Annotated in this window: 6 protein-coding genes; all 6 read right to left on the reverse strand. The window is 62.8% G+C overall.

The features are described from left to right. Positions 1-96 precede the first annotated feature (96 nt). Entirely contained in the window at positions 97-3057 is a 2961-nt protein-coding gene (locus ACQ7C1_RS07825; RefSeq protein WP_430957865.1) for a bifunctional [glutamine synthetase] adenylyltransferase/[glutamine synthetase]-adenylyl-L-tyrosine phosphorylase, read from the reverse strand. Positions 3058-3191: 134 nt separating this feature from the next. Continuing rightward, positions 3192-4604 (reverse strand): sensor histidine kinase, encoded by a 1413-nt coding sequence (locus ACQ7C1_RS07830; RefSeq protein WP_430957866.1) that lies wholly within the window; start codon positions 4602-4604, stop codon positions 3192-3194. Then, positions 4601-5356, reverse strand: a complete 756-nt coding sequence (locus ACQ7C1_RS07835; protein WP_430957867.1) for a response regulator transcription factor — start codon at positions 5354-5356, stop codon at positions 4601-4603. Before ACQ7C1_RS07835 ends, ACQ7C1_RS07830 begins: the two co-directional genes overlap by 4 nt. Before the next feature lie 67 nt (positions 5357-5423). After that, on the reverse strand, positions 5424-7019 hold the full coding sequence (locus ACQ7C1_RS07840) for a Do family serine endopeptidase (RefSeq protein ID WP_430957868.1): 1596 nt from the start codon (positions 7017-7019) through the stop codon (positions 5424-5426). A gap of 177 nt (positions 7020-7196) precedes the next feature. After that, positions 7197-7658 (reverse strand): cytochrome c-type biogenesis protein, encoded by a 462-nt coding sequence (locus tag ACQ7C1_RS07845; RefSeq protein WP_097599817.1) that lies wholly within the window; start codon positions 7656-7658, stop codon positions 7197-7199. Beyond that, positions 7655-7816: cytochrome c-type biogenesis CcmF C-terminal domain-containing protein (locus ACQ7C1_RS07850; protein WP_430957881.1), on the reverse strand; the 162-nt coding region annotated here is incomplete at its 5' end. The genes ACQ7C1_RS07845 and ACQ7C1_RS07850, both read right to left, overlap by 4 nt.

The following is a 7816-nucleotide window of genomic DNA, read 5'->3' on the forward strand; positions in this document are numbered from 1 at the left end:
ATCGATGTAGACGGTTTTTGCGGTGGTGAAAATCAGCCGGGCGAGGTTCCGCTCACAATCTTCGCAGATCCCTTGCGCATGTCCTCCGCGGGATGCTCAGGCGGTCTTCACCACATTCGAGAAGATCTTCCTGACCGCTTTCGAAAGCCGTTTCACCTCCCCTTCCAACGTTCTGATGTCGGGGCAGTCGCCGGCGCGGCAGACGAGTTCAACGAGGCCGGCCGGCGCATCCTTCGGGTCGAACTCGCTCTCGATGCAGAGTCGGATCAGCTGTGAAAGACTGGTGTAGAGCGTAAAGGCTTCGAGGCATGTATCGAGGTCGGCCGCCGACATCAGCCGGTCGCCAAGCAGCTTAAGCGCCTCGCCGGTGCTCTTGCCGTTCACGGCAATGCCGACGCCCCTCGTTGGCGCGATCAACGCCAGATATTGGGCAATGAATTCGAGATCGATGACGCCGCCGGGGATCTGCTTTAAGTCCCAAAGGCCGGATGGCGGCTTCTCCTCGTCGATCAGTTCGCGCATCTCGGCAACGTCATGCGCCACCTTGGCGATGTCGCGATCTGAAGTCAGCACTTCGCGGATAATACGTTCCGCCTCGGCGATCAGGCTTTCATCGCCTGAAATCAGCCGGGCGCGGCTGAGCGCCATATGCTCCCAGGTCCAGGCCTCTTCGCGCTGGTATTTGCCGAAGGCATTGATGCGGGTGGCGACCGGGCCCTTGTTGCCGGAGGGGCGCAGCCGCATGTCGACTTCATAGAGCACGCCTTCGGCGGTCGGCGCCGACAAGGCGGCGATCAGTCGCTGAGTGATGCGGGTGAAGTAACGCGTCGCGTCGAGCGGCTTCGACCCATCGGATTCGGACGCCGCATCATCATAATCATAGAGCAGGATCAGATCGATGTCGGAACCTGCCGTCAGCTCGAAGCTGCCGAGCTTGCCCATGCCTGATATGGCGACGCGTCCACCGGGATAATCGCCATGCGCGGCCCGCATCTCGCTTACCACGGCATCGAGTGCGGCCGCAATGATGAGATCGGCGAGGTGGGTAAAGGCGCGGGCGGCCATTGCGCCATTGATTGCGCCGGTGAGCAGGCGGATGCCGATCAGGAAGCGCTGTTCAGCGGCGAAGATGCGCAGCCGGTCGAGCACCTCCTCATAATGGCGCGCCTGGACGAGCGAGCCCTTCAGGCGTTCGCCGAGATAGTCGCGCGTCGGCAGCTCGGCCATCAGGCCAGGATCGAGCATGCCGTCGAAGACATGCGGCCTGGCGGCGATTACCTCGGCCAGGCGGGGGGCGGAGGACATGATGTTGACGATCAGCGACAGGAGCGCCGGATTGCTGCCGAGCAGCGAGAAGAGCTGAATGCCGGCGGGAAGACCGGAGATGAAACTGTCGAAGCGCAGCAGCGCCTCATCAGCGCGCTTGCTTTCGCCGAAGACGCGCAGCAGCTCGGGCGTCAGCTCCGTCAACCTTTCCCGTGCCTCCACCGATTGCGTCGCACGATAGCGGCCGTAGTGCCAGGTGCGGATGATGCGCGAAATGTCGGATGGCCTGGTGAAACCGAGCTTCTTCAGCGTCTCCAGCGTGTCCGGGTCGTCGCCCTGGCCGGTGAAGACGAGGTTTCCGGTTTCGCTGGAAAGCTTGCTCTCCTGCTCGAATAGGCGGGCGTAACGACGCTCGACCGTTTTCAGGACACTGACCAGCCTTTCGGAAAAGCTCGGCGTGTCGGGAAAGCCCATCATGAAGGCGATGCGCTTCAGGTCGGCGTCGGTCTCCGGCAGAAGGTGAGTCTGCTCGTCGCGCACCATCTGAATGCGATGCTCGACGTCACGCAGGAACCAGTAGGCCTCCGTCAGTTCGTCGCGCGTCTCCGCATCGATCCATTTCGCCTTGGTGAGTTCGCCGAGTGTCTCCTCCGTCGCCCGGGCGCGCAGCGCCGGCATGCGGCCGCCGGCAATCAGCTGCTGCGTCTGAACGAAGAACTCGATCTCGCGGATGCCGCCGCGGCCAAGCTTGACATTATGGCCCTTGACCGCGATCGCCCCATGACCCTTATGCGCGTGGATCTGCCGCTTGATCGAATGGATATCGGCGATTGCCGCGTAATCGAGATATTTGCGGAAGACGAAAGGCGACAGCCCGCGCAGGAATTCCCCGCCGGCAGCAAGGTCTCCGGCCACCGCGCGCGCCTTGATGAAGGCCGCCCGCTCCCAGTTCTGGCCCCTGCCCTCATAATAGATCATCGCCGCATCAACCGGGATCGCCAGCGGCGTCGAGCCGGGATCGGGACGCAATCTGAGATCGGTGCGGAAGACGTAGCCGTCCGCCGTGCGCTCCTGCAGGATGCGCACCAGCCGGCGCATCATCCTCGGAAAGACGTCGATCGCATCATCCGGGTCGGCCACGATGCCGGCCTGTTCGTCGAAGAAGACCACGAGATCGATATCGGAGGAATAGTTGAGTTCGCACGCGCCGAGCTTGCCCATGCCGAGCACGATCAGGCCCGAGCCCTCACTTGGTTTGGCCGGATCGTGCAGCCTGAGCTTTCCCCCCTCATGCGCCGAAAGCAGCAGATGGTCGATCGCAGCCGCGACCGAAGCCTCGGCAAGCGCGCTCAGCCAGGCCGTTGTCGTCCTGCTGTCGAAAATGCGCGAGAGATCGGCGAGCGCAACGAGAAAAGCGGCCTTGCGCTTGATGATGCGCAGCCTGCTCATCACCACGGATTCCCCCGGCGCCGCCCCTTCACCGTCCCGCCGCCAGCAGCTTCGCGCCTCGGCGATCAGCGCTTCGATCTGCGGCTCCAGCGGTTCGCTGATGGCGCCGGCAAGGACGGCGGGATCGAGATTGACGATTTCACGCAGGTAGGGCGACAGCGACAGCACGGCGGCAATGAAGTCGCGCACCCGCCCGTCCGTCTTCAGCATTGCCGCAATTAACGGCTCCCTTTTGCCCGCCTCCTGCAGATCGGCCAGCGCCAGCTTCAGCTCCGTCTGGCTCAGCGGACGCAGCAGCCCTTCAGCGACATCCTTCAGGCCATGCGTCGATTTCGTCAGCATGCGCTCTCCCTGGCTTGCAGAAGGCGTGGCGATTATCTGGAATTGGGGTCGCCGCCTTCGGTTCGGAGGTAACTTAGTGTCCTGGTGGAAAACCGCCAATACGCGATTCAGCCTATCGCAATCGGACAAGACCCTCAGGCGGCCTTGGCCGGGAAGATCATGCTGACCGTCAGCCCGCGCTGTTCGGACTTGTCGGGGTTGGTGTCGGAGAGCTCCAGCCGGCCGTTATGCAGCTCCATGACTGCTTCCACCAGCGAAAGCCCGAGCCCTGTGCCTGGCTTGGAACGGCTTTCGTCGAGGCGAACGAAGCGCTTCACCACATCGTCGCGCCGGTCGGCCGGAACGCCGGGCCCATGATCGGCCACCGACAGGCAGATGCCCTCCGGATGACGGGCAAGCTTGAGGGACACTTCGCCCGCCCCTTCCGTATCGGAGGAATATTTGATCGCATTATCGAGCAGGTTGAAGATCGCCTGGCCGATCAGCTCGCGATTCCCCTGCACCTCGATGCCCGGCTCGACGCTCGCCCTGAGGCCGAGACCAGCCTCCTCAGCCGCCGGTTCGTAAAGTTCGGCACTGTCGGAGACGATGGCCGAAAGCTCGACCGGCGACATCTCCGCCGCGACCGACCCGGCCTCGACGCGGGAGATCATCAGCAGGGCGTTGAAGGTGCGGATCAGCTGATCCGATTCGGAAATGATGCCTTCCAGCGCCGCGCGACGCGTATCGCCATCCGTCATATCGAGCGCATCGGCGGCCTTGTTGCGCAGCCGTGTCAGCGGTGTCTTGAGATCATGGGCAATGTTGTCTGAGACCTGCCGCAAGCCTTCATTCAACTTCTCGATACGTTCCAGCATAGTGTTCAGCGACATCGACAACCGGTCGAATTCGTCGCCGGATCCGCCGACCGGCAGGCGTTGCGACAGATCGCCTGCCATGATCTTCTTGCTCGCATCCGACATGCGGTCGATGCGTTTCAGTGCGTTGCGGCCAATGCCGAACCAGATGATGATCGCGCCGAGTCCCATGATCGCCAAAGCCACCATCAGCGCCTGGCGCACCAGCAGGCGGAAACGCTCGGGATCGCCGAGGTCGCGGCCGACCAGGATTCTCAAGCCGTTGTCGAGCACAAAAATGTTGGCGATCGCCTTATGGCGGCGCTCGATACCACCACCGTCTGTATAACGCTGATAGGCGAAAGGAGCCGAGGTCCAGCCGACCTCCTCGAAGACACCGGGCTGCACCGAGGCGACGTTGCCGGCGAGAATATCCCCCGAAGGACCGGCGATGATGTAGAGATTGGCGCCGGGCTGACGGGCACGCCGTTCCATCGTGCGCAGCAGAAGGTTCATGCCGCCGGTGTCATAGGCGCGCTGCACCTGCTCCACCTCCTGCCGGACGGCATCGCGAATCTGGCCTGTCAGCAGCCGTTCCGACATCGCCGTCACATAGAAGACGAGCGTCGCGGCGCAGATGGCGAATAGTAGAATGTAGAGTGCCGAGAGGCGAACTGCGGTGGATTTGAAGAGAACCCTGAAGCGGCTCATCCCTCATCCTTGATCATATACCCCGCGCCCCGAATGGTCTTGAGGAGCGGCTGGCTGAAGTCCTTCTCGATCTTCGAGCGCAGGCGCGAGACATGGACGTCGATGACGTTGGTCTGCGGGTCGAAGTGATAGTCCCAGACATTTTCGAGCAGCATCGTTCGGGTGACCACCTGGCCGGCATTCTTCATCAGATATTCGAGCAAGCGGAACTCGCGCGGCTGCAGCGGGATTTCCTTGCCGCCGCGGCGCACCTCGTGGGAGAGCCGGTCGAGTTCAAGATCGCCGACGCGATAGACGACGTCCTGTTCCGGCGTGCCTTTGCGGCGGCCGAGCACTTCGACGCGCGCCAGCAGCTCACTGAAGGCATAGGGCTTTGGCAGGTAATCGTCGCCGCCGGCACGAAGGCCGGTGACACGATCGTCGACCTGGCCAAGGGCGGAGAGGATGAGGACCGGCGTGTGGATGCCCTTGCGGCGCAATTCGCTGATGACCGAAAGTCCGTCCCGGCGCGGCAGCATGCGATCGATGACGATAACGTCGTAGGTGTTCTCCGACCCCATGAACAAGCCGGCCTCGCCGTCGCTGGCGTGATCGGCGACGATACCCGCCTCACGAAAGGCTTTCGTGAGGTAGGCCGCGGCTTCGAGATCATCTTCGATGATGAGAATCTTCATGCGGCCGACATTACCCACCGGCTGCGTTTCGGCAAGTCTCAAAGCATCTTGCTGCGGGGCGGCGCTCATCGTGATCATCCTTGAAAGGTCAGAAGAAACGAGCCGCGCGGACCTTGGTCCGCACGGCTCCGATTTTCTTTACGGATCAGCCCTGGCCGTTGATCGGAAGCGCGACGAAACGGCTTCCTTCGCTGGACTGGATCTGGAACAGCGCGCGGGTACGGCCGTCCTTCTTGGCCTGATTCAGCACCTTGACGACATCGGCGGCAGTGGAAACCTCCTGATTGTTGACCGAGGTGATCTTTTCGCCTTCCTTGATGCCCTTGTCAGCGGCATCGGAGTCGGGATCAATGCCGGTGATCGCCAGGCCCTTGCCATCATCGGAAGGGCCGACGGTCAGACCGAGATCGGCAAGCGCCTTCTCGGAAGCGGGAGCCTCAGGCTGCTGCGGCTGATTATTGTTGTCATCGGCATTGGCATCCTTCTGATCCGCCGGCAGCGTGCCGAGTTCGACCGTCAGCGACTGGGCCTTGCCGGCGCGCCAGACCGAAAGCTCGGCCTTGCTGCCCGGCTGCATCGCACCGATGCGGCGGCTGAGATCACGGGCATCCTTGATCGTTTCGCCATTGAGTGCCGTGACGACGTCACCGGCCTTCATGCCGGCCTTGTCACCCGGCGATCCCGGCTGCGGGGCGACAACGAGGGCGCCGCTCGGCTCGGAAAGGCCGATGGACTCGGCGATATCCTTGGTCACCGGCTGGATCTGGACGCCCAACCAGCCGCGGGAAACCTGGCCATCCTTCATCAGATCGGCGACGACATCCTTGGCGGTCGAGGCGGGAATCGCGAAGGCGATGCCGACGCTGCCGCCCGAGGGCGAGAAGATCGCCGTGTTGATGCCGACGACCTCGCCGTTGAGATTGAAGGTCGGACCGCCGGAGTTGCCGCGGTTCACGGCCGCATCCACCTGCAGGTAATCGTCATAGGGACCGGAACCGATATCGCGGCCGCGGGCCGAGATGATGCCGGCGGTGACGGTGCCGCCGAGACCGAAGGGATTGCCGACGGCGACGACCCAGTCGCCGACGCGGACATTGTTGTCGTCGGCCCAGTTGACATAGGTGAACTTCTTGCCCTTGCCATCGACCTTCAGCACGGCGAGGTCGGTGCGCGGATCCTTGCCGATCAGCTTGGCGTCGAGTTCAGTGCCGTCATTCATGACCGCGACGAAGGCCTGACCGTCGGAAACAACGTGGTTGTTGGTGACGATGTAGCCGTCCTCGGAGATGAAGAAGCCGGAGCCTTGAGCGACCGGACGCAGACGTCCCTTGCCCGGACCGTTCGGGCCGCCCGGACCACCAGGGCCGTTCTGGCCGAAGCGCCGCTGGTGGCCCTGCTGGTCGTTTGGATCCTGGCCAAACTGACGGAAGAAGCGCTTCAGCGGGTGATCGTCAGGCAGATCGTCGAAGCCGCGGCCGTTGAAATCGAAGGAGAAGCCGTCATTGTCGGCGACGGGGTTGACGCGGTTTTCGACGCGAACGGAAACGACGGCGGGTGAAACGGCATCGACGACATTGGCGAAGCTCGGCACGGCAGGCGCCTGAACCTTGACAGCTTCAGCGTAAGACCGGGTGATTTCGAGCGGAACGCCGGTTGCAAGCACAGCGGCTGCGATACCGGCGACGGTAGAAGCCTTGAGCACCGTGGCGAGGGACGGACGTCCGTTGAAATTCTTGAGCATTGGAGCACCTTCTCTTGTTCTTAGATCTTCAGACCGGCGGCGCCGGATCAGTCGATGACTTAAGATATAGGATGGCGCACCTTACTGCGAACTGTCCAGCCAATGAAAAGTTGGTAATGTTTGTGATCTCTGCTTGCCCGAATTCGGGCCATCGCGACAAAGGATCGCCATCCAGCGTTACTTATCTAAAAGCTCACTCAGCTTCGCCTGCTCTTCCGGCGTCAGCTTGCTTCCGGTCGGCCTGCCTGTCCTCTTGCGCGCAAAGACGAGCAGCGACGCGCCGCCGGCAAGGACCAGCAGCACCGGGGCGCCCCAGAGCAACAGCGTCCTGACGCTGAACCTCGGCTTCAGAAGCACGAACTCGCCGTAGCGCGAGACGATATAGTTGAGCACCGCCTCATCGCTGTCGCCGTTGCTGATGCGCTCACGCACAAGCAAGCGGAGATCCTTGGCGAGCTCCGCATTGGAATCGTCGATCGACTGATTCTGGCAGACCATGCAGCGCAGTTCGGCCGATAGCGCCCGCGCGCGGGCCTCCAGCGCCGGATCGGCCAGCACCTCGTCGGGATTGACGGCGAAGGCGGAAACGGGTGCGAAGAACACGAACACGGCGACGAGGAGACGGGAGAGACGCATCATTCCGCCGGCTCCATCGCAGGGGCTGCGGCCTTCGCCTTCCGGCGCGGCGCGCCGACGCGCAGGCGCCGGTCGGAGAGCGAGACGCAGCCGCCGGCGGCCATGATCAAGGCGCCGCCCCAGATACACAGTATGAACGGCTTCCACCAGATGCGCACAGT

Origin of the sequence: Rhizobium sp. Nf11,1 (assembly GCF_050587665.1) — a bacterium.
Lineage (GTDB): Bacteria > Pseudomonadota > Alphaproteobacteria > Rhizobiales > Rhizobiaceae > Rhizobium.

Excerpts from the sequence above, each read along its gene's own strand:
- ACQ7C1_RS07825 (WP_430957865.1), bottom strand. The coding sequence starts at position 3,057 with ATGCTGACGAAATCGACGCATGGCCTGAAGGATGTCGCTGAAGGGCTG.
- ACQ7C1_RS07830 (WP_430957866.1), bottom strand. The coding sequence starts at position 4,604 with ATGAGCCGCTTCAGGGTTCTCTTCAAATCCACCGCAGTTCGCCTCTCG.
- ACQ7C1_RS07835 (WP_430957867.1), bottom strand. The coding sequence starts at position 5,356 with ATGATCACGATGAGCGCCGCCCCGCAGCAAGATGCTTTGAGACTTGCC.
- ACQ7C1_RS07840 (WP_430957868.1), bottom strand. The coding sequence starts at position 7,019 with ATGCTCAAGAATTTCAACGGACGTCCGTCCCTCGCCACGGTGCTCAAG.
- ACQ7C1_RS07845 (WP_097599817.1), bottom strand. The coding sequence starts at position 7,658 with ATGATGCGTCTCTCCCGTCTCCTCGTCGCCGTGTTCGTGTTCTTCGCA.